General features: G+C 68.7%; 22 protein-coding genes. 14 read left to right on the plus strand and 8 right to left on the minus strand.

Annotated elements, in window-relative coordinates:
* The first annotated feature begins 104 nt into the window (after positions 1 to 104).
* Entirely contained in the window at positions 105 to 1,457 is a 1,353-nt protein-coding gene (locus tag GKO32_RS13730; protein WP_154757228.1) for a leucyl aminopeptidase family protein, read from the plus strand.
* Here the strand turns inward: GKO32_RS13730 and GKO32_RS13735 are convergent.
* Positions 1,448 to 2,359, minus strand: coding sequence for a LysR family transcriptional regulator (locus GKO32_RS13735; protein WP_312867883.1), 912 nt, complete (start codon positions 2,357 to 2,359; stop codon positions 1,448 to 1,450). The two genes, GKO32_RS13730 and GKO32_RS13735, sit on opposite strands and share 10 nt — an antisense overlap.
* A gap of 63 nt (positions 2,360 to 2,422) precedes the next feature.
* Between GKO32_RS13735 and GKO32_RS13740 the strand changes: the two genes are divergently transcribed.
* Positions 2,423 to 3,604, plus strand: a complete 1,182-nt coding sequence (locus GKO32_RS13740; protein WP_154757229.1) for an MFS transporter — start codon at positions 2,423 to 2,425, stop codon at positions 3,602 to 3,604.
* Here the strand turns inward: GKO32_RS13740 and GKO32_RS13745 are convergent.
* From GKO32_RS13745 to GKO32_RS13760, 3 genes are all read right to left on the minus strand, one after another.
* Complete coding sequence (locus GKO32_RS13745) at positions 3,579 to 4,352, minus strand: helix-turn-helix transcriptional regulator (RefSeq protein WP_154757230.1); 774 nt, start codon at positions 4,350 to 4,352, stop codon at positions 3,579 to 3,581. The genes GKO32_RS13740 and GKO32_RS13745 overlap by 26 nt on opposite strands.
* Positions 4,353 to 4,860: 508 nt before the next feature.
* A complete protein-coding gene (locus GKO32_RS13755; RefSeq protein WP_246243664.1) occupies positions 4,861 to 5,082 on the minus strand; it encodes a hypothetical protein in 222 nt (73 codons plus the stop codon).
* A 68-nt stretch (positions 5,083 to 5,150) separates the two neighbouring features.
* The gene (locus GKO32_RS13760) at positions 5,151 to 5,792 is read right to left on the minus strand and encodes an O-methyltransferase (protein ID WP_312867884.1); all 642 of its coding nucleotides are present in this window, start codon (positions 5,790 to 5,792) and stop codon (positions 5,151 to 5,153) included.
* Positions 5,793 to 5,967: 175 nt separating this feature from the next.
* Here GKO32_RS13760 and sigE point away from each other — a divergent pair, with 175 nt between their 5' ends.
* From sigE to tatB, 4 genes are all read left to right on the plus strand, one after another.
* On the plus strand, positions 5,968 to 6,591 hold the full coding sequence (gene sigE, locus GKO32_RS13765) for an RNA polymerase sigma factor SigE (protein ID WP_154757232.1): 624 nt from the start codon (positions 5,968 to 5,970) through the stop codon (positions 6,589 to 6,591).
* On the plus strand, positions 6,588 to 7,241 hold the full coding sequence (locus tag GKO32_RS13770; protein WP_154757233.1) for an anti-sigma factor family protein: 654 nt from the start codon (positions 6,588 to 6,590) through the stop codon (positions 7,239 to 7,241). The genes sigE and GKO32_RS13770 overlap by 4 nt, the downstream gene beginning before the upstream one ends.
* An 81-nt stretch (positions 7,242 to 7,322) precedes the next feature.
* On the plus strand, positions 7,323 to 8,837 hold the full coding sequence (locus GKO32_RS13775) for a S1C family serine protease (protein WP_154757234.1): 1,515 nt from the start codon (positions 7,323 to 7,325) through the stop codon (positions 8,835 to 8,837).
* Between the two features lie 43 nt (positions 8,838 to 8,880).
* Positions 8,881 to 9,285 (plus strand): Sec-independent protein translocase protein TatB, encoded by a 405-nt coding sequence (gene tatB, locus GKO32_RS13780; protein WP_312867885.1) that lies wholly within the window; start codon positions 8,881 to 8,883, stop codon positions 9,283 to 9,285.
* Between the two features lie 183 nt (positions 9,286 to 9,468).
* Here tatB and GKO32_RS13785 read toward each other — a convergent pair whose 3' ends face one another.
* From GKO32_RS13785 to GKO32_RS13795, 3 genes are read right to left on the minus strand one after another with little or no spacing between them, the layout of a single operon-like run.
* On the minus strand, positions 9,469 to 10,614 hold the full coding sequence (locus GKO32_RS13785; RefSeq protein WP_154757236.1) for an Mrp/NBP35 family ATP-binding protein: 1,146 nt from the start codon (positions 10,612 to 10,614) through the stop codon (positions 9,469 to 9,471).
* Between the two features lie 52 nt (positions 10,615 to 10,666).
* A complete protein-coding gene (locus GKO32_RS13790) occupies positions 10,667 to 11,185 on the minus strand; it encodes a DUF1003 domain-containing protein (RefSeq protein ID WP_154757237.1) in 519 nt (172 codons plus the stop codon).
* Positions 11,178 to 12,461: a magnesium transporter MgtE N-terminal domain-containing protein gene (locus tag GKO32_RS13795; RefSeq protein WP_154757292.1), complete on the minus strand. Its 1,284-nt coding sequence runs from the start codon at positions 12,459 to 12,461 to the stop codon at positions 11,178 to 11,180. The genes GKO32_RS13790 and GKO32_RS13795 overlap by 8 nt, the downstream gene beginning before the upstream one ends.
* A 189-nt stretch (positions 12,462 to 12,650) precedes the next feature.
* Here GKO32_RS13795 and GKO32_RS13800 point away from each other — a divergent pair, with 189 nt between their 5' ends.
* From GKO32_RS13800 to GKO32_RS13835, 8 genes are all read left to right on the plus strand, one after another.
* Positions 12,651 to 13,502, plus strand: coding sequence for an SPFH domain-containing protein (locus GKO32_RS13800; RefSeq protein WP_154757238.1), 852 nt, complete (start codon positions 12,651 to 12,653; stop codon positions 13,500 to 13,502).
* Positions 13,503 to 13,808: 306 nt separating this feature from the next.
* Positions 13,809 to 14,345: a YflT domain-containing protein gene (locus tag GKO32_RS13805; RefSeq protein WP_154757239.1), complete on the plus strand. Its 537-nt coding sequence runs from the start codon at positions 13,809 to 13,811 to the stop codon at positions 14,343 to 14,345.
* A gap of 120 nt (positions 14,346 to 14,465) precedes the next feature.
* Positions 14,466 to 15,764: an ABC transporter substrate-binding protein gene (locus GKO32_RS13810; protein ID WP_154757293.1), complete on the plus strand. Its 1,299-nt coding sequence runs from the start codon at positions 14,466 to 14,468 to the stop codon at positions 15,762 to 15,764.
* On the plus strand, positions 15,761 to 16,711 hold the full coding sequence (locus GKO32_RS13815) for a carbohydrate ABC transporter permease (protein WP_312867886.1): 951 nt from the start codon (positions 15,761 to 15,763) through the stop codon (positions 16,709 to 16,711). Before GKO32_RS13810 ends, GKO32_RS13815 begins: the two co-directional genes overlap by 4 nt.
* A complete protein-coding gene (locus GKO32_RS13820) occupies positions 16,711 to 17,553 on the plus strand; it encodes a carbohydrate ABC transporter permease (protein ID WP_154757240.1) in 843 nt (280 codons plus the stop codon). Before GKO32_RS13815 ends, GKO32_RS13820 begins: the two co-directional genes overlap by 1 nt.
* A 2-nt stretch (positions 17,554 to 17,555) precedes the next feature.
* Positions 17,556 to 18,728, plus strand: a complete 1,173-nt coding sequence (locus tag GKO32_RS13825) for an ABC transporter ATP-binding protein (RefSeq protein ID WP_154757241.1) — start codon at positions 17,556 to 17,558, stop codon at positions 18,726 to 18,728.
* A 36-nt stretch (positions 18,729 to 18,764) separates the two neighbouring features.
* A complete protein-coding gene (locus GKO32_RS13830; protein WP_154757242.1) occupies positions 18,765 to 19,061 on the plus strand; it encodes a toxin-antitoxin system HicB family antitoxin in 297 nt (98 codons plus the stop codon).
* Positions 19,058 to 19,492, plus strand: a complete 435-nt coding sequence (locus GKO32_RS13835) for a type II toxin-antitoxin system VapC family toxin (protein WP_312867887.1) — start codon at positions 19,058 to 19,060, stop codon at positions 19,490 to 19,492. Before GKO32_RS13830 ends, GKO32_RS13835 begins: the two co-directional genes overlap by 4 nt.
* A gap of 3 nt (positions 19,493 to 19,495) precedes the next feature.
* Here the strand turns inward: GKO32_RS13835 and GKO32_RS13840 are convergent, their stop codons facing one another.
* Entirely contained in the window at positions 19,496 to 20,155 is a 660-nt protein-coding gene (locus GKO32_RS13840) for a TetR/AcrR family transcriptional regulator (protein WP_154757243.1), read from the minus strand.
* Positions 20,156 to 20,169: the final 14 nt, after the last annotated feature.

Here is a 20,169-nt window from a genome sequence, read left to right on the forward strand (position 1 = left end):
CGTTCCCCCAGCCGGCTGACAGTTCCGTCCGCCGGTCTTTCGTTGTCCCCGCCCGGAGGTCTCCCAAGTTGGCGCGCTTCCCGTTGCCGTCCGTACCCAGCCGCATGATCGACATCGAGGTCTCCGATTCCCGCCGCCGTGGCATCCCGGTCGCCACCCTGGGCAGCGGCAAAGCCGGTGAGGTGCGTGACGGCGACGGCGACTTCCGCTGGCAGGTCGGCGCCGGCGAAGGCTCGGCCCAGGACTGGCGCACGGCGGGTGCCGCGCTCGTCCGCGCGGCGCAGTCCGACGGCCAACCGGCCAACGCCGTGCAGGTCGAACTGGGTCCCGAGCCCGACGGGCAGACGGTGGCCGAGCTGGCGATGGGCGCGCTGCTCGGCGGTTACCAGTTCAAGGTCACTGCCGCGCCCGCGCCCGCGGTGCGGACCCTCCGGTTGCTGACGCCGCACGAGCGCGCGGTTCCCGAGTACGAGAAAATCGTCGGCCGGGTAAGGGAGCTCGCGGCCGCCGCGACATTGGCGCGCGACCTCGCGAACTCGCCCTCGAACATCAAGAACCCGCAGTGGCTCGCCGCGGCCGCCGAACGGGTCGTCGGCGAGGTGTCCGGCGTGCGGGCGACGATCCACGACGAGAAATGGCTCGCCGAGCAGGGCTTCGGCGGGATGCTCGCGGTCGGCGGCGGCTCGGCCAGCCCGCCTCGGCTGATCGAGCTGGCGTACCGGCCACGCGGGGCATCGCGGCATCTGCTGCTGGTCGGCAAGGGCATTACATTCGACTCCGGTGGCCTGTCGATCAAACCCGCCGAGGGTATGCACCTGATGCGCACGGACATGGCCGGCGGCGCCGCGGTCATCGCCGCGACCAGCGCGATCGCCAGGCTCGGGCTCGGTGTTCGGGTCACCGCGCTGGTCCCGGCGGCGGAGAACCTGGTGTCCGGTGGTTCGTACCGCCCCGGTGACGTGGTCCGGCACTACGGCGGGATGACCACCGAGGTCAGCAACACCGACGCGGAGGGCCGCATGGTCCTGGCCGACGCGCTGGTCTACGGCATCCGCAGGTTCCGCCCCGACGCGGTCGTCGACGTCGCGACGCTGACCGGCGCGATGAAGGTCGCGCTCGGTCTGCGCACGGGCGGCCTGTTCGCAACCGACGACGACCTGGCCGCCCGCGTACTCGCGGCGGGGGAGCAGGCGGGCGAGGCATGGTGGCGGATGCCGCTGCTGGAGGACCACGCCGACGCGGTGCGCGGCCAGCTCGCCGACGTGCGGCAGGCCCCGGGCGGTCCCGGCGGCGTCACCGCCGCGCTGTTCCTGCGCGAGTTCGTCGACGGTGTGCCGTGGGCGCATCTGGACATCGCGGGCCCGGCACGCGCGGAGACCACGTACGCCGAGGTGGTGCCCGGTGCGACGGGGTTCGCGGCGCGGACGCTGGTGGAGCTTGCCGCGTCCTACGCCTGAGCGCGCACATAGTCACGGAAGGCCCGCACCGCGGGTGTGAAGTGGTCACCGGGGCGCCAGCACAACCCGATCGTCCGGCTGGATTTCGGCGACAACGGAATCTCCGCGACACCGGCCGGAGCGGTCGCGCCGAACCGCGGCAGCACCGCCACGCCGAAACCGGCGGCGACCAGGCCGCGCACGGTGTCCGACTCCTGCCCCTCGAAGACGACCTTCGGCTCGAACCCGGCTTCCGCGCACAGCGCGTCGGTGATCTGACGGATCCCGTACCCGTGTTCCAGCATCACGAACTGTTCCTTGGCGAGTTCGGCGAAACGGACGCGCCGCCGCTCGGCGAGCCGGTGCCCGGCCGGTACGGACAGCAGCAGATCCTGTTCGGCGATGGCGATCGATTCCAAGCCCTCGGGCATGGGCGCGACGAGCGCGACGTCGAGCTCACCCGAGGTGAGCCGGTCGAGGATGTTCTGCCGCGAGCCCTGAACGAGGCTGAACCGCACACCCGGATGGTTCGCCCGGAACCCGCGCAGCAGGCTCGGTACCAGCGCACGGCCGAGCAGATGCAGGAAGCCCAGCACGACATGCCCGCTGTCCGGCTCGATCTCCTCGCGGACCTGCCGCGCGCCCGCTTCGACCGGCGGAAGCGCCTGGCCCGCGGTGTCGGCGAGAATCGTGCCGACCCTGGTCAGCCGGATCCCACGACCGTCCGGCTCGGTCAGCGGGGCGCCGACCACGTTGGCGAGCGCGGCCAGGCGCCGGCTCACCGTGGGCTGCGGGATGCCGAGTAGCTCGGCTGCCCGGGTGATGTTGCGCGTTTCACGTAGTGCGGACAGCAGCGCCAGATGAGGCACCAGCGCGGCGACGAGCCGCTGGTCAGCGGGCTCCGCCTGAGTTCCATACGTCACCGTATAGATGTTGCCAGTTTGACGTATTGGACGTATCGATTAGCCACGCTTAGCTTCGAGCGTATGACCGCAGACCTGCTCGTTTCCGCGCCGGCCGGCGCCCGGCGCGTGAAGACTGCCGTGGCTGCGGCGGGTTTGTCGTCGTTCGCATTGCTGTACGCGCCGCAGTCGGTTTTGCCGCAGCTCGCCGCCCAGTACCACCTCGATCCCGGTGGTGCCTCGCTCGCGGTCAGCGTCGCGACCGGCGCCCTCGCCATCGCTGTGCTGCCGATCGCGGCGCTGTCGGAAATCGTGGGCAGGCGGCCGGTGATCCTCACGTCGGTCATCGTCTCCGCCGCGCTGGCGCTGGTGCTGCCGTTCGCGCCGTCGTACGGCTTTTTGCTGGTCCTGCGGGTTTTGCAGGGCATCTCGATCGCGGGCTTCACCGGCGTCGCCGCGGCCTATCTCGTCGAGCAGCTCGGCAAGACGGGGGTCGCGGCGGCGGTCGGTGCGATGATCGCGGGCAACTCGGTCGGGGGCATGCTGGGCAGGCTCTCGGCCGGGCTCAGCGCCGGGCCGCTGGGTTACCACGGCGCGCTTGCCGTCGCGGGGGTGCTCGGGTCGATTTTCTCGCTGGTGACGGTCTTTGCGCTGCCTCCATCGGCCGCCCGGCCGTCGCCGGAACGGACCGGGGTGCTGGCGGGAATCGGCATGGCCGTGCAGAAACCGATCCTGCTGGCGCAGTACACCGTGGCGCTGCTCGCGATGGGATCGTTCGTCGCGGTCTACAACGCGGTCGGGTTCCGGCTGACCGGCTCCCCGCTGAACCTCTCGCCCGCGATCGCGTCGCTGGTGTTCCTGGCCTACGCCATCGGATCGGTGTCCTCGGCGACCGTGGGCCGGACCGTGGCGCGGTTCGGAGGGTTGCGCTCGGCCGTGGGCGCGCTGCTGATCACCGCGGCCGGTGTGCTGCTGACGTTGCCCGATTCGCTGGTGCTGGTGGTGCTCGGCATCGTGGTGATGACCGGCGGGTTCTTCGCCGCGCACGCGGTCGCGAACGGCTGGACCGCGGCCGAGGCACCCGAGGGGGCGCGCGGGCAGGCGTCCGGCACCTACACACTGACGTACTACCTGGGCAGCAGCGTCGGCGGAACCACGGGCAGCGTGATCTTCGCACACGCCGGCTGGAGCTGGCTGGTCGTGGCGGTCGTGTGCTGGCTCGCGGGCGCGGCCGCCGTGGTCACGCTGACCGCTCGGCGACGGTGAGCCGCGACGCGAGCGGCGGCAACGCGACCAGCACCGGAGTGTCCCATTCGGCCAGCACGTCCAGCTGCACGTCGCGGTGGTGGAGCGGGGCGCGCGGGCTGACGCATACCGGTTCGGCCGCGGCACCCGCGACCGTGCGCGTGGGGACCAGCTGCGTCTCGGCGCACGCCTTGGCAGGCAGGGCGGCGGCGAGCAGCCAGTAGCGCCCGGCTGGGACGTCGGCGAGCAGAAAGTCCCCGGTCTGGCCGAGCAGGGTGCCGCTCACCGGATAGCCGCGAGCCGCGCGCCGGGGGAACAGCCCGACGTACACCGCGGCCTCACCGACCGCCGCACTGGCCGCGGCGCTCAACCGCACCGACCCGGTGACCATTCCGCCCTCGCGCGCGGCGCCCGGCACCATGATCGGCCGCGGCGGGGAGTCCGCGAGCAACTCGGGTAATCGCCGGAACCGTGCAGGGGACTGCCCGACCGCGCTGGTGAACCGGGCGGTGAACGTGCCGACCGAGGTGAACCCGACGGCGTGGCAGATGTCGATCACGCGTTCGTCGCTCGCCAGCAGGAGCCGTTTGGCCTGATGGAACCGGTGTGTCGCGATGAACTGCCCCGGCGGCCGGCCGAGCTGGCGTTCGAAGGCGCGGGACAGGTGAAACGGGCTGTAGCCGACGTGATCAGCCACGTCGCACAACGTGATCCGCTCGCCGCAGTGCCCGGCGATGAAGCGAGCGGCATCGACCACGGCCTTGCGCATCCGGTCACCTCCTCGGAAGTCACGATGGCGCCACCGTACTGTGTCGACCGATACCAATCCGACCACAGTTACGGCAAACAGCCTGTGTAGCTCGGCTTCCGGTTGAGCGGTCGGCCTACTTTTGGTCGGATTGGAGCTCGGGCACCGACAAAAACCGGTCCGCAGCGGACGCTCAGCGGACCAACTCGACCCGCACGGTGAGCTCGAGCTCAACCCACGCGCGATCGGTCGTCACGGCCACCCCGTCCGGAAGGTCGTCGGCCAGGGCCAGACATGCTCGATCGGCCAGAGAGAGCCCCGCCTTGCGGGTCGCCGGTCACAGCTTTGCCGCCTTGGCGGCCGCGGTGGCGTCGAACGCGGCGACGGTCGCGCCGAGCGCGATCAACGCCGCCGCATCATCTGTAGTTGAGAGCGGAGATCATCGAGCCGGGCAAAAGATCTGCCACCTTCTCGTGGCCAGGCTCGGTGCGCAGCAGTGGCAGGACTGCACTGGCGTCGAGCACGGCGATCATGCCCGTCCCGTTCGGCGATCCTTGGCGTCGGACACCGTGGCGTTGCCGCTCGAGTCCTCGCGGGCCGCCTCAGCGCGCCGTTCCGCGATCAGCTCAGCCGCGGCGCTGCCGGTGTGCCCGGCAGTCGCCGTGGTTACGCGATTCTGGATACGGCGTGCGACCAGCCGCTGCCCTGACTCGATTCCCGCGGCTCGCCGGACCGGCGCCGGGATGGTCACGCGGCCGTCCGGGCTGGCTGTGAGCTGCGCGAGTGGCGCCTCTGCGGATGCGTCAAGCTCCGCCAGACTCAGCCCCGCATCGCCGCGACCAAAAGGCCGGCGCCGATGGGAAGGAGCGTCGGGACAAGGCGTTCGTCCTCGCGCACCGCCCTGGCCAGCTCGCGAGCGGCGAGGACACCCGGGTCCCGCCGGGCCGGGTCGGACCGCGGGGCGAGGACCCCGTGGAACGCGATCACGCCACCCGCGCGCAGCAGGTGCACACCGTGCTCGTAGTAACCCGGGTACTCGGCACGCGGCGCGTCAACGAACAGCAGGTCGTAGCCGCCGCTGGTGAGGCGTGGCAGCACGTCCAGCGCGCGGCCCATGATCAGCCTCGTGCGCCCCGGCGCGAAACCCGCGTCGCGAAACGTCTGCCGGGCCGCCTGGTGGTACTCCGGTTCGAGATCGATGGAGGTCAGGACCCCTTCCGGCGCCATCCCCCGCAGCAGGTACAGCCCGCTGACCCCGGTGCCGGTGCCGATCTCCACCACCGCACGCGCCCGCAGGCTCGCGGTGAGAAAGCACAACGCCGCACCCGCGGCCCCGCCGAGCGCTGCGCAGCCGAGATCCTCCGCACGCATCCGGGCGGCCAGCAACACGGCGTCGTCGGGCAGATAGCTCTCGACAGCGAGGTTGATGGCATCGACGCCGGCGTGCGTCTCGGAGGTCACACCGGAAGGCTAGCGCTGGTCGTCGGCAAATTCGTGCAAGACGTGCACACTTCTCTCAGGCGCCTCTCAGTCCGGTCTCACTAGACACATAAGGACAAGGGGCAAGCTGAGTCCCATAGCCGGGAACACAACGCGATCAGACCGCGTTGGGACGAGCAGTAGGGAGAACAGCCTGATGGAGGTGCCTTCCCCGCCGATGCAGAAGAGCCCGATGAACGAGCAGCTCGTGACCGAGGGCCGCCCGGTGACGGTGGACGAGGCCGCGTGGACGCCGCCGTCCTGGGACGAAGTCGTGCGGGAGCACGCCGACCGGGTGTACCGGCTCGCCTACCGCCTGACAGGTAACGCCCACGACGCGGAGGATCTCACCCAGGAGACGTTCATCCGCGTCTTCCGGTCCCTTGCGTCGTACAAGCCCGGCACCTTCGAGGGCTGGCTGCACCGCATCACCACGAACCTCTTCCTCGACATGGCGCGCCGCCGTTCGCGGGTGCGGATGGAGGGCCTGCCCGAGGACACCGACCGGATCGTCGGGGACGACCCGAGCCCGGAGCAGGTCTACAGCGACACCCATCTGGACCCGGACCTGCAGGACGCGCTCGACGAGCTGCCGCCTGAGTTCCGTGCCGCGGTGGTGCTGTGCGACGTCGAAGGCTTGTCCTATGAGGAGATCGGCGCGACGCTCGGCGTGAAGCTGGGCACCGTGCGCAGCCGGATCCACCGTGGCCGGCAGGCGCTGCGTGCCTCGCTGGAGCGGCGGCGCGCGCTGAAAGAGGAACCCCTGGAGGCTTCCGCATGACCGACATGCGAGGCAGGGGCCTGTTTCCCGAATCGCATCTGCTGCCCGACGTGGTCGTCGCCTTCGTAGATGGCGAGTTGTCGCTGGGCGCGCGGGATCGGGCCGCTTCGCATATCGCCGGTTGCCCGTGCTGCGCGGCCGAGGTGTCGGCGCAGCGGCAGGCAAGGGCCGCGGTCAAGGACGCGGGGGCGCCGAGCATGTCCGCCGGTTTCCTGGCCAGCCTGCGCGCCATCCCCGAGCACACCGATCTGCCCATGTCGCCGGACAATCTCGCGCTGACCGAGGACGGTCAGCTCGTCGCCATCCAGCGGCCCGAACGCGTGGCCGGCCTGCGGCAGATGCCGTTCGGTTCCTCGGCGCCGCTCGGCTCCGGCACCCGGCTCGGCAGCGGATCCGCGGTGCTCAACTCGCATCGGTCCGGTTCGGTGCGCCGGCGTGCCGCGCAAGGAGCGGGCGTGGTGGTGTCCGGCATCGTGCTGAGCGCGCTCGCGATCGTCGGCACGTCCGGCGGTGGCGGCACAGCCGAAACCCCGCAGCAGCCCGCCGGTGCGAACCCGGGCGTGCTCCGCGCGCAGCTCGGCGGCCAGCCGGCCGCTGCGGTCACCACGACGACGACCACGACCACTACTTCGGCGCAGCCGAGCCGCTGACGTCGGCTTCACCGTCGAGACGGAAGAATCAGGTGGCGTAGGGTCGCGCCGAGCCGTGAAATCCGTCCACCCCGGGGAACGATGAGTCAGCCGAACAATCCAGCGCAGTCCGGCGAGCCCCGGCTTGCCCCGAAGCCGTTGGACCGTCCCTCGGTCGATCCCGCGCAGGCCGCCACTTTCGGCAGGCCGCAGGGTGTCGAGGGCGCGTTCGACAAGCTGTATACGCCGCGTTCGGACAACGGGCAGATCATCGCGAAACCGCCGGCGCCGGAGTCGCTGGCCGAGGCGTTCGGCCGTCCCGCCGGCGCGGAGGACGTGCGGCTTCAGCGTCCCGGTGACGACAACGGCAATCGTCAGGGCCCGGAGCCGGAGTCCCCGCTGTGGTCCAAAACGGCCGACCCGTGGCGTGACCCGGGTGCGGCCGCGGTGCTCGGCAGTCCCGCACTCGAACCCCAGAGCGAGGAGTCAGGCGACGAAGACCCGCCTCGCGGGGCGATGCTTTCGCTGCCCGAGGTGCTGTTCGGCCGGCGGGTGAAACCGGTCGCGCTCGCCCTGCTCGGTGTGGTGGCCCTGCTGATCGGTGCTGTCGGCGGACTCGTCGGCTGGTGGATCGCCGGCGCCGGCGACTCACTCACCGGCAGCGCCACGATCTCCGAGGCGGAGGCGGGTAAGGAACGCGCGCCGGGGTCCGTCGCCGACATCGCACAGCGGGTGGCGCCGGCGGTCGTGTCGATCGAGGTGAAATCCGGGCAGTCCGGCAGTGTCGGGTCCGGAGTGCTGATCGACCCGGCGGGCTACGCCATCACCAACAACCACGTCGTCGCGCTGGCCACGAACGACGCGCAGGCCAAGATCACCGCGGTGTTCACCGACGGCACCCGCACCGAGGCGAAGGTCGTCGGTACCGACCCGAAGACCGACCTCGCGGTCATCAAGATCGCGGTGCGCAACCCGGTCGTCATCCAGATCGGCAAATCCTCGAATCTGGAGCCAGGGGATTCGGTGATCGCGGTCGGTTCGCCGCTCGGTCTGCAGAACACGGTGACCGCGGGCATCGTCAGCGCGCTGCACCGGCCGATCACTGCGCAGGGCGAAAACGGTGAGCCGCCGGTGACGTACGACGCGATCCAGACCGACGCGCCCATCAACCGCGGCAACTCCGGTGGTGCGCTCGTCGATGCGACAGGCGCGCTCATCGGCATCAACTCGTCCATCAGGACCGACGGCGGCGAGGCAGGCCAGGGCGGCAGCATCGGTATCGGCTTCGCGATCCCCGCCGACGACGCCATTGCGATCGCGCGGGCGCTGATCAGCAGCGGGCAGGTCAAGCATGCCGACATCGGGGTGAACGCCGCGTCGGTGTCGGCGGACACGTCCGAGGGCGCGCAGGTGCTGAATGTCGCCGACGGCGGCCCGGCGGCGAAGGCCGGCATCGCGGAGGGCGACGTGATCACGAAGGTGGGCGGCCGGCTGGTGCGCAATGCGGCCGAGCTGACGGTCGCGGTCCGGGCGCACAACGTCGGCGAGGTCGTGCCGGTTCAGCTGGTCCGGCAGGGGCGTCCTCTTGTCGTTGACGTAACCCTGGGTTCGGACTGACCGGGGTACGCTGGCCTGGCAGGGGTCGCGAGGAGGTTCGCTGGTGTTCGATAGCGTGGGCTGGGGCGAGATTCTCGTACTCGTCGTCGCCGGCTTGTTCATCCTCGGCCCGGAACGGCTGCCCGAGGCGGCTTCGTGGCTGGCCAAGAACGTGCGGAAGGTGCGTGAGTTCGCGGCGGGGGCGCGGCAGCAGCTGCGTGACGAGATGGGCCCGGAGTTCGACGAGTTCCGCAAGCCGCTCGAGGACCTGCGTCAGCTGCGCAACTTCGACCCGCGCCGGGCGATCACGAACCACCTGTTCGACGGTGACCCGGATCCCCTGGGCCTGAACGGAACCAGCGGCGGCAGCATGAAGCCGAACGGCTACCCGGCGCCAACCGCCAAACCAGCCGAACCCAAGCCCCTCACCTCAGGCGAAAAACCCCCAGTCGACCCAGACGCCACCTAGGACGCCGCGAGTCGAACGTTCCGGTCGCGCGAGTTGCGTGTTCTGGTCCCGCGAGTTGCGTGTTCCGGTCGCGCGAGTTGAGCCTTCCCGTCGCACGCTACGCGCGACTCGCACACACGGAACGCGCAACTCGCACACACGGAACGTGCGACTCGCGCGCACGTTCCGTGCGACTCGCGGGGGTTAGTGGGTTGTTGGGGTGACGTTCAGCATCATTCCGGCTAGGCCTCGTGCGCGGACCGACAGTTTCTGCGCCACGTCCATCAGCACCTCGGCCGCCGGTGCCTGTGGCTCGGCAAGGACGATCGGCGTGCCGGCGTCACCCTGTTCCCGCAGCCGCGGGTCCAGCGGGACCTGCCCGAGCAGCGGGACCTGCGCCCCGGTCGATTTCGACAGCGAGTCCGCCACCGTCTGGCCACCGCCGGAGCCGAAGATCTCCATGCGCTCGCCGGACGGCGTCTCGAGCCACGACATGTTCTCGATGACCCCGGCGAGCCGTTGCCGCGTCTGCATCGCGATCGCGCCGGCCCGCTCGGCGACCTCGGCCGCCGCCTGCTGCGGGGTGGTCACCACCAGGATCTCGGCGTTCGGGATCAACTGTGCCACCGAGATCGCGATGTCCCCGGTGCCCGGTGGCAGGTCCAGCAGCAGAATGTCCAGATCGCCCCAGAACACGTCGGCCAGGAACTGTTGCAGCGCCCGGTGCAGCATCGGGCCGCGCCACACCACCGGCGTGTTTCCCGGGGTGAACATGCCGATCGAGATCACCTTCACGCCGTGCGCCTGCGGCGGCATGATCATCTTCTCGACCTTCGTCGGCTTCTCCCGCGCGCCCAGCATCCGCGGCACCGAATGCCCGTAGATGTCCGCGTCGACCACCCCGACCGAAAGTCCGCGCTCGGCCATCGCGACCGCCAGGTTGACCGTCACGCTCGACTTCCCGACACCGCCCTTGCCCGAGGCGACGCAGTAGACCCGCGTCAGTGAACCCGGCTGCGCGAACGGGATCACCGGCTCCTCGGCATCCCCGCGCAATGACTTCCGCAGCTCGGTGCGCTGCTCGTCGCTCATCACGTCCAGTTCGACCCGCACGTCACGAACACCATCGAGCTTGCCGACGACCGTAGTGGTGTCGCGCGTGATGGTGTCCTTCAACGGGCAGCCGGCGACCGTCAGGTACACCGCGACCGTGACGACCCCGTCTTCGCCCACCACGACGTCCTTGACCATGCCGAGGTCGGTGATCGGCTTCTTGATCTCGGGGTCGTAGACGTCCTTGAGTGCCGCGCGGACGTCTTCCACGCTGGGAAGCTGTTGCGTGCTGGTCATGCATCGAGACTACTGCCGCCCGGAGCGCGTCCGTGGGGTGAGGGGCCGGCGGCTACGTACCGGTAACCGGCTCCGGCGCCTGACGGTTGCCTTTCTGCTTCCTGGGCTTGGTATTCAGATCTTCCCGCAGTTTGTCGAGCTCGCCGCGCAGGTAGTCACGGGTGGCGACTTCGCCGATCGCCAGCCGCAGCGCGGCCAGTTCCCGTGCCAGGTACTCGGTGTCCGCCTTGGTCTGCGCGGCGCGGTTACGGTCCTCGTCAAGGGATATCCGGTCGCGGTCGTCCTGCCGGTTCTGCGCCAGCAGGATCAGCGGCGCCGCGTACGCCGCCTGCGTCGAGAAGGCCAGGTTCAACAGGATGAACGGGTACGGGTCCCAGCGCAGCGCGGCCGCGCCGAGATTGACGCCGACCCACACGATCACGATCAGCGTCTGCCAGAACAGATACTTGCCGGTGCCGAGAAATCGCGCCAGGCGCTCGGAAATCCGCCCGAACGCGTCGGGGTCGATCGAGATGACGGGGCGCCCGCTGCGGGGCTGGTCCAGTCGCCGTCGCGAGAGCAGCTCAGGCATGCTCCACCTCCTCCTTGTCGGTCACGTCGCGCAGCCCGGTCTCACGCCAGTCCTCGGGCAGCAGATGGTCGAGCACGTCGTCGACGGTGACGGCGCCGAGCAGATGGTCCTGCGCGTCCACGACCGGACCGCACGCCAGGTTGTACGCGGCGAAATACCGTGTCACCTCCGAAAGCGATGCGCCGGGACGCAGCGCGGGCAGGTCGGAGTCGACCGCGGCCGCGATCATCTCCGCCGGTGGTTCCCGCAGCAACCGCTGGAAGTGCACGACCCCGACGTAGCGCCCGGTGGGTGTCGCGGACGGGGGGCGGCACACGAAGACCATCGTCGCGAGCGCCGCGGGCAGATCGGCATTGCGAATATGGGCCAGCGCTTCGGCGACCGTGGCATCCGGGGTGAGCACCACCGGTTCCGGTGTCATGAGCCCGCCCGCCGTGTCGGACGAGTAGGCCAGCAGCCGCTTGACCGGCTCGGACTCTTCCGGCTCCATCAGGTCCAGAAACCGGTTCTGGTCGGCGGGGGCGAACTCGGCGAGCAGGTCCGCGGCGTCGTCGGGGTTCATCGCTTCGAGGATGTCGGCCGCGCGTTCCTCGCTCAGGTGCTGCAGCAGTTCTTTCTGGTCGTCCTCGGGCAGCTCCTCGAGGACGTCCGCGAGCCGTTCGTCGTCCATCGAGTCGGCGACCTCGTGCTTGCGCTTGGTCGGCAGATCCCGCACCGTCGCGGCGATGTCGACCGGGCGCATCGTGTCGAACAGCATCAGCAGCTGGCCCGCGCCCTGGGCGCCGTGCGTGACCAGGTCGGCGAGTCCCAGCCCCTTGATCTCTTCCCACGGGCGCACTTGCAGTGAGGACCGGCGAAGACGCCCGGTGCGTTCTCGGACGGCGAGTTTCGACAGCACCCAGTCGCGGGTGCGCAGTGGTTCCATCGCCGCGTCGACGACGGTGACCCTGGCGCCCGTCTCCCGCAGGGACGCGTGTGCGTCGGTGAGCTGCCCCAGCACGAGTACCTCGTTGGGTCGCTGGTGGAACTGCCGCATGTTGACCGAGCCGGTCGCGAGCGTGACGGCGTTCGGTTCGATGGAGGTGACCCGCAGCATCGGCACGAACACCCGGTGTCGCGTGGACAGCTCGACGACCACGCCCAGTACCCGTGGCGGCTGCAGATCCAGCCGCAGCCCTACGACGACATCGCGGACCTTGCCGATGGACTCGCCATCCGGGCCGAAAACCGGCAATCCGGCAAGCTGGGCAGCGAAAACCCTGTTCACGCCAGTCAGGCTAATCGTATGCCTGCCGGGCCGCCCATCGCGTCGGCGGAACAGGGCCGGTTTGTCCATTGTGGACCCTCTTGGTGTCTCAAGTGGACAGTGGACTCCGGGCGTCGGGGCTGGTCAGAATGGTGGGTCCGAAGCTGTGTGACAGGGGTAACATCGACAGGTGCAGGGACCTACTTCCGGGGAGCTGCCATGGTGGTGGAAATTGTCTCCATAATCGCCGTCGCAGGCGTCGCCTGGCTCGGCGCGAGTGTTCGCGTGGTCAAACAGTACGAGCGTGGCCTGGTGTTCCGGTTCGGCCGGGTGCGGCGGGCCATCCGTGAGCCGGGGCTGGCGATGCTCGTGCCCGTCGCGGACCGGCTGCAGAAGGTCAACATGCAGATCGTGACCCTGCCGGTGCCCGCGCAGGAGGGCATCACGCGTGACAACGTCACGGTGCGCGTGGACGCGGTGGTCTACTTCCAGGTCATCGACCCTTTGGTGGCCGCGGTGAACGTGCAGGACTACCGGTTCGCGGTGGGCCAGGTGGCCCAGACCTCGCTGCGCTCCATCATCGGCAAGAGCGACCTCGACGATCTGCTGTCCAACCGGGAACGACTCAACCAGGGGCTCGAGCTCATGATCGACAGCCCGGCACTGGACTGGGGCGTGCACATCGACCGGGTGGAGATCAAGGACGTCGCGTTGCCGGAGACGATGAAGCGGTCCATGTCGCGGCAGGCCGAAGCCGAACGGGAACGCCGCGCCCGCGTCATCTCGGCCGACGGTGAACTGCAGGCTTCGGAGAAGCTGTCGCAGGCCGCCGCGAAGATGGCGGATACGCCGGCCGCGCTCCAGCTCCGGCTGCTGGAGACGGTCGTGCAGGTGTCGGCGGAGAAGAACTCGACGCTCGTGCTGCCGTTCCCGGTGGAGCTGCTGCGTTTCGTGGACACCTACACGAAACAGCATCCGGAAGTCGCCGCGCCCGACCGGCCGAACGGCCAGGTGGCGCCGGCCCCACGCGGACAGGCCGGAGAGGATGCCGAACCGCCGCTCACGGCTTGACCGCTGGAGCGCCGGTGCGGCTCGTGACCGTCCACTATGGACACCTTCGCGCCGGTGCCCGGGGCGTCCGCATGCCCTCCCTCCAAGGGCTGAATCCGCCGGCGTGTGCACACTGTGCCGTTCGTTACCAATCCGACGGCAGCCACGGCGGAAACGGGTGGCTACAAGCTGATCGGCTGTGGACCGTGTCCGCCTACTTTCCGTCGGATTGGTAAAAGGGGCTGTCACGGTACCCCGGGTGCCGGGTTCGCGTGGTTTCCTAGGCATTGGCAGGATGGAACTCCGCTCGAACTCTCAATACAGGTGATGACCGTGACCAGCCCGTTTTCCTCGTCAGGACGTCCCGCACAAGGGCTGCCCCGGATGCCGACGCCGCCAAGCGGATGGCCGATCGGCTCGTACTCGACCTACGCGGAGGCGCAACGCGCCGTCGAGCATCTCGCGGACAGCGATTTCGCGGTCGAAGACGTGACCATCGTCGGTGTGGACCTCATGCTGGTGGAACGCGTGACCGGCCGGCTGTCGTGGGGCCGGGTGCTCGGCACGGGCGCGGTTTCCGGCGCATGGTTCGGCCTGTTCGTCGGCATCCTGCTCGGCCTGTTCAGCGGTGGCGGCCCCGGTATCCACTACCAGCCGATCCTGGTGGGGCTCATTTCCGGCATGTTCTTCGGCGTCGTGTTCGCCGGTATCAGCTACGCCTCCACCCGCGGCAGGCGCGATTTCTCCTCGGCCAGCCAGCTTGTCGCCGGGCGATACGACGTACTGTGCCAGCCGCGCAACGCGGAACAGGGTCGTGATCTGCTGGCGAAACTCGCCATGCGCCCATCCGGGTCAACCGGCTGAATCGTTACCGGCCTCGGTTGCGACGGAAGATCCCCCGGCATACGTTGATTTCTCACCGATCCTTTGGCACGTCGTTGTGCGGGTCCGCCAACCGGCGTGCACACCGCCGAGGGGGTCCGGATGGGCATGGGAAGCAGACGACGCCGGGCCGTGGCCGCGGCGGGGTTGGTCACCGCGGGTCTGCTGACCGCGTGTGGCTCGGGTGGCGGGAACACGATCACCGTCTACATGTATCCCGAGGACCATTTCCAGGAAACCGTCGACAAGTGCAACCAGCAGGCCGGCGGGCGCTACCACATCGTCTACAACAAGCTGCCGCGCACCGCGGACGGCCAGCGCGAGCAACTCGTGCGCAGGCTCGCGGCCGGCGACTCCAGTCTCGACATCCTCGGCCTCGACGTCACCTGGGTGCCGGAGTTCGCCGAGGCGGGCTGGATCGACGAATGGACCGGTGACAACAAGGCCGAGGCACAACAAGGTGTGCTGCCCGGGCCGGTCCAAACCGCCACCTGGAACGGAAAACTGTACGCGGCGCCGAAGCACACGAACGTGCAGCTGCTGTGGTACGACGACCGGATCACCCCGAACCCGCCGAAGACGTGGGACGACATGATGGCGCAGGCCCAGGCGCTCAAGGCGCAGGGCAAACCGCACAACGTCCTGTTCACCGGCGCCCAGTACGAGGGTCTGGTGGTCGTCTACAACACGCTCGTCGAGTCCGCGGGCGGCCGCATCCTGTCCGACGACGGGAAGTCCGTGGTGATGGACGCCGGTGCGGTGAAGGGCCTCGAGGTGCTCAAGAAGCTCACCACCGCCGGGATCACCGACCCGTCGCTGACGAACCAGAAAGAGGACGAGGTCCGGCAGGCGTTCCAGCGCGGCAACGGCGCTTTCCAGCTGAACTGGCCGTTCGTCTACGCCTCCTTCGCCGAGGAAGATCCGGCGAACCTGCCGCACTTCAAGTGGGCCACCTATCCCGAGGTCATCCCGGGCACCCCCGGCCGCACGACCATCGGCGGGATCGATCTCGCGGTGAGCTCGTACTCCCAGCACAAGGACGCGGCGTTCGCGGCCGTTTTGTGCATGCGTACCCCGGAAAGTCAGAAGTTCGCCGCGCTCAACGACGGCGTGCCGCCGGTCAACGAGTCGCTCTACACCGACAACACGCCACTGGATCCGAGCAAGCCGGTCGATGCGAAGAACAACCCGAGCATGCAGACCGCGTACCCGATGCGGGACACGATCCTGGCCGCGCTCAAGACCTCTTCGGTCCGGCCGCTCACCCCGGCCTACCAGAGCCTGTCGACGGTGATGTCGAAGGTGCTCTCACCGCCGTCGAAGATCGATCCACCGTCCACAGCGGACGAATTGCGCAAGCAGCTGTCCGAGGCTCTCCAGTCGAAAGGGGTGATCCCGTGAGTTCCGTCGTCACCGAAACCGCGGCGCCGCAAGCGAAACCGGGGAAGCAGGCCAAACCCGTACTGAGCGAGGGCAAGAAGGCCGAACGCCGGCTCGGTCTGCTGCTGTGCGCACCGGCGGCCATCGTGATGCTGCTGGTCACCGCCTATCCGATCGGGTACTCGATCTGGTTGTCGCTGCAGCGTTACGACCTGAGGTTCCCGGCGGAACGGCAGTTCATCGGTTTCGCCAACTACGCGGCCGTACTGTCCAATCCGTACTGGTGGACCGCGTTCGCCACGACGATGGTGATCACCGTGGTGTCCGTGGTGATCGAGCTGGTGCTGGGCATGCTGCTGGCGCTGATCATGCATCGCACGCTCGTCGGGCGCGGGCTGGTGCGGACGGTTTCCCTGATCCCGTACGGGATCGTGACCGTGGTGGCGGCGTTCTCGTGGTACTACGCGTGGACCCCCGACACGGGGTACCTGGCGAACCTGATCGCGCCTGACGCGGCGCCGTTGACGCAGTACCTTCCGTCGCTGGCGATCATCGTGCTCGCCGAGGTATGGAAGACGACCCCGTTCATGGCGCTGCTGCTGATGGCCGGGCTCGCGCTCGTCCCGGACGACCTGCTGAAGGCGGCGGCGATGGACGGGGCCAACGCATGGCAGCGGTTCGTCAAGGTGATGGTGCCGGTGATGAAGCCGGCGATCTTGGTGGCGTTGCTGTTCCGCACGCTCGACGCGTTCCGCATCTTCGACAACATCTTCGTGCTGACCAGCGGTGCCAACAGCACGTCCTCGGTGTCCATGCAGACCTACAACAACCTCATCAAAGGTCTGAACCTCGGGATCGGGTCGACGATGGCGGTGCTGATCTTCATCACCGTGGCGATCATCGCGTTCATCTTCATCAAGCTGTTCGGCACCGCCGCGCCGGGCTCGGACACGGGAGGCAACCGCTGATGGCGCTGCAGGGCACGGTCACCACCGGCCGCAGAACCACCTGGACGCTGATCGACATCTTCGTCGTGATCTACGCGCTGGTGCCGGTGCTGTGGATCCTTTCCTTGTCCTTCAAGACGAAGGACACCCTCGACGACGGCAAGTTCATCCCACGCGCGTGGACTTTCCAGAACTACGCGGACATCTTCCGGACCGACGACTTCATCCGGGCGCTCATCAACTCCATCGGCATCGCACTGATCGCGACCGCGATCGCGGTCGTGTTCGGCACGATGGCGGCGTACGCGGTCGCCAGGCTCGATTTCCCAGGAAAGCGCTTTCTGATCGGGATCTCGTTGCTGATCGCGATGTTCCCGCAGGTGTCGCTGGTGACGCCGCTGTTCAACATCGAGCGGACACTGGGGTTGTTCGACACCTGGGCCGGTCTGATCATCCCGTACATCACTTTCGCGTTGCCGCTGGCGATCTACACGCTTTCGGCGTTCTTCCGCGAGATCCCCTGGGAACTGGAGAAAGCGGCGAAGATGGACGGGGCGACGCCGGCGCAGGCGTTCCGGCGGGTCATCGCGCCGCTCGCGGCACCGGGGGTGTTCACCACCGCGATCCTGGTGTTCATCTTCTGCTGGAACGACTTCCTGTTCGCCATCTCGCTCACGTCGACGAACGCCTCCCGCACCGTGCCGGCGGCGTTGTCGTTCTTCACCGGTGCCTCGCAGTTCGAGGACCCGACCGGCACGATCGCGGCGGCGGCCGTCGTGATCACCATCCCGATCATCCTGTTCGTGCTGTTCTTCCAGCGCCGTATCGTCGCCGGCCTGACCTCCGGCGCGGTGAAGGGGTAGACATGGCTGAGATCGTTCTTGACAAGGTGAGCAAGCGCTATCCCGACGGGGCGCTCGCGGTGTCCGAAGTGGACCTCACCGTCGCGGACGGCGAGTTCATCATCCTGGTCGGCCCGTCCGGCTGCGGGAAGTCGACGACGCTGAACATGGTGGCCGGCCTGGAGGACATCTCCGCCGGCGAGTTGCGCATCGACGGGCAGCGGATGAACGAGCGGGCGCCGAAGGACCGGGATATCGCGATGGTGTTCCAGTCCTACGCGCTGTACCCGCACATGAGCGTCCGGGAGAACATGGCCTTTCCCCTTCGACTGGCCAAAGTGGACGATGCGACGGTGCGTGCGAAGGTTGAGGAGGCGGCCAGGATCCTGGACCTGACCCAGCATCTGGACCGCAAGCCCGCGAACCTCTCCGGTGGTCAGCGGCAGCGCGTCGCGATGGGACGGGCGATCGTGCGCAGCCCCAAGGCGTTCCTGATGGACGAGCCACTGTCCAATCTGGACGCAAAGCTGCGTGGTCAGATGCGCACGTCGGTGTCGAAACTGCAGAAGCAGCTGGGCACGACCACGCTGTACGTCACCCACGACCAGACCGAGGCCATGACGCTCGGCGACCGGGTCGTGGTGCTGCGCGCCGGGTACGTGCAGCAGGTCGGCAGCCCACAGTTCCTCTACGACCATCCGGCCAACCTGTTCGTGGCCGGGTTCATCGGCTCGCCGTCGATGAACTTCCTGCCCGCGACCTTGGCAGAGGGGCAGCTGAAAAGCCCGCTCGGCTCGTTCGCGTTGCCGGACAAGGTGCGGCGCCTCGCCGAGGCCGCGAACGCGCCCCGCGAGGTGATTGCGGGCGTGCGCCCGGAGCATTTCGAGGACGCGTCGCTGGTCGACGATGCGGGCGTGACGTTCTCAGCGCATGTGGACGTGCTGGAGTCGATGGGCTCGGAGAAGTTCGCGTACTTCACGATCGAAGGCGCGCTGGCGAGCACCGCGGAACTGGCTGAACTCGCGGCGGACGCGGGCGCGGACGACGTGCCCGGCGGCGCGCAGCAGATCGTGGCGCGGCTGTCCGCGTCGTCGCGGATCACCGAGGGCGGCCAGGCTTCCGTCTGGTTCGACGCGGCGAAACTGCAGCTCTTCGACCCGTCCTCGGGCGCGAACCTCACCTACGAAGATGCGTAGTGCCTGCATGCCTGCTGCCGTGCTAGCATTGTATTCATGAGCCAGGTCACGTGGCGTGCAGGCGAGGAGCTGGTGCGGCGTGTTCAGCTCGCCGCCAAACAGCAAGGCAAAAGCATGAACGAGTACGTGACCCAAGTTCTCGACGCCGCCACCAATCCGGACCTGGCCGGAGACGAAGCAGCCAAGGTGCGTGAGCGCCTGCAGCGCGCCGGCTTGCTCTGGCAAGGAGGAAGTCCGAGGGCTCGCCCTGATCCCGAAGCCGTGGCCGCCGCCAGAGCCGCGGCGGGCCAGGGCGTCCCGGTCTCGTCGCTGGTTGCCGAAGAACGAGAGTGAGCACGTTCGCGGATTCGTCCGCTCTGGTGAAAATCTATGCCGACGAACCGGGTCACGAGCACATTCGTGAGCTACCGGCCCTGGTGATCTCCCAGCTCGCCCGGATCGAGGTGCCCGCCGCGCTGTGGCGGAAGTACCGGCTGGGGGAGCTGAGCCCGCAGCAGGTGAGCGTGCTGGTCGCTGAATTCGAAGCGGACTTCTACGGCACGCTGGAGCAGCCGGGCCGGTTCGCCGTCGTGCCCGTCTCGGACCTGGTGCTGGAAACCGCGTCCCGCCTCACCCGGGCGCACGGCCTGCGCGCCTACGACGCCACCCAGCTCGCTTGCGCGCAGCTGGCGGCTTCGGCGGACCGGGATTGCCGCACCTTCGCCGCGGCGGACAAGTCATTGCGGGCGGCGGCGGTGGGCGAGGGTTTCATGCTCGTGCCCTGAGCGTCATCGGCACCAGTTCTTCATCACGTCGCGCATGTCGAGGGTGCCGAGCGCGGGAACGGGGAGCGGGGTCGGCGGGCCCGTTTCCGCGCGGAGGCTGTCGAACAGCAGCGCCGCGTAGCGCCGCCATTGGTCGGGGGCCACGTGGTGGGTGTACTCGGCCGCCGCGCCGATCATTTTGAACAGCATCAGCATGTCCTCGGGCTCGAAATCGGGCCGGAGCTTCCCGCACTGCTTCGCGCGCCGGATCAGTTCCTCGGCGAGCGGCAGCAACTTGTCACGGGCCGTCGCGACCTTGTGCTGCCCGAACGCCGTGCTGAGCATCACGTCGTGCAGCCCGCGGTCGTCCGCGATGAGCGCGGTCGCCTCCCATAGGAAGTCCAGCAGCGCCTGCCAGGGATCCGCCCTGTCCAGCGCCGCGCTCATCCGCTCGCCGATTCCCTCGAGCCGGTCCGCGAACATCGCCTCGACCAGATGTTCCTTGTTGGGAAAGCGACGGTAGACCGTGCCGACGCCGAGGCCCGCCCGGTGTGCGATGTCGTCGAGCGTGGTGTCCATCCCGCGTTCCCGGAAGACCTCGCGGGCGGCGACGATGATGCGCTGGCGGTTGCGTTCCGCGTCCCGCCTCAGCGGCCGCTCCGTTGCGACTGTGTTCCGCGTCATGATCCTCAGTTTAC

Source organism: Amycolatopsis pithecellobii (genome assembly GCF_009707865.1).
Classification (GTDB): domain Bacteria; phylum Actinomycetota; class Actinomycetes; order Mycobacteriales; family Pseudonocardiaceae; genus Amycolatopsis_E; species Amycolatopsis_E pithecellobii.

Coding starts and splice junctions, on each gene's coding strand:
- GKO32_RS13730 (WP_154757228.1), top strand. CDS start 105: ATGATCGACATCGAGGTCTCCGATTCCCGCCGCCGTGGCATCCCGGTC.
- GKO32_RS13740 (WP_154757229.1), top strand. CDS start 2,423: ATGACCGCAGACCTGCTCGTTTCCGCGCCGGCCGGCGCCCGGCGCGTG.
- GKO32_RS13745 (WP_154757230.1), bottom strand. CDS start 4,352: ATGCGCAAGGCCGTGGTCGATGCCGCTCGCTTCATCGCCGGGCACTGC.
- sigE (WP_154757232.1), top strand. CDS start 5,968: ATGGAGGTGCCTTCCCCGCCGATGCAGAAGAGCCCGATGAACGAGCAG.
- GKO32_RS13770 (WP_154757233.1), top strand. CDS start 6,588: ATGACCGACATGCGAGGCAGGGGCCTGTTTCCCGAATCGCATCTGCTG.
- GKO32_RS13775 (WP_154757234.1), top strand. CDS start 7,323: ATGAGTCAGCCGAACAATCCAGCGCAGTCCGGCGAGCCCCGGCTTGCC.
- GKO32_RS13785 (WP_154757236.1), bottom strand. CDS start 10,614: ATGACCAGCACGCAACAGCTTCCCAGCGTGGAAGACGTCCGCGCGGCA.
- GKO32_RS13790 (WP_154757237.1), bottom strand. CDS start 11,185: ATGCCTGAGCTGCTCTCGCGACGGCGACTGGACCAGCCCCGCAGCGGG.
- GKO32_RS13800 (WP_154757238.1), top strand. CDS start 12,651: ATGGTGGTGGAAATTGTCTCCATAATCGCCGTCGCAGGCGTCGCCTGG.
- GKO32_RS13805 (WP_154757239.1), top strand. CDS start 13,809: ATGACCGTGACCAGCCCGTTTTCCTCGTCAGGACGTCCCGCACAAGGG.
- GKO32_RS13810 (WP_154757293.1), top strand. CDS start 14,466: ATGGGCATGGGAAGCAGACGACGCCGGGCCGTGGCCGCGGCGGGGTTG.
- GKO32_RS13820 (WP_154757240.1), top strand. CDS start 16,711: ATGGCGCTGCAGGGCACGGTCACCACCGGCCGCAGAACCACCTGGACG.
- GKO32_RS13825 (WP_154757241.1), top strand. CDS start 17,556: ATGGCTGAGATCGTTCTTGACAAGGTGAGCAAGCGCTATCCCGACGGG.
- GKO32_RS13830 (WP_154757242.1), top strand. CDS start 18,765: ATGAGCCAGGTCACGTGGCGTGCAGGCGAGGAGCTGGTGCGGCGTGTT.
- GKO32_RS13840 (WP_154757243.1), bottom strand. CDS start 20,155: ATGACGCGGAACACAGTCGCAACGGAGCGGCCGCTGAGGCGGGACGCG.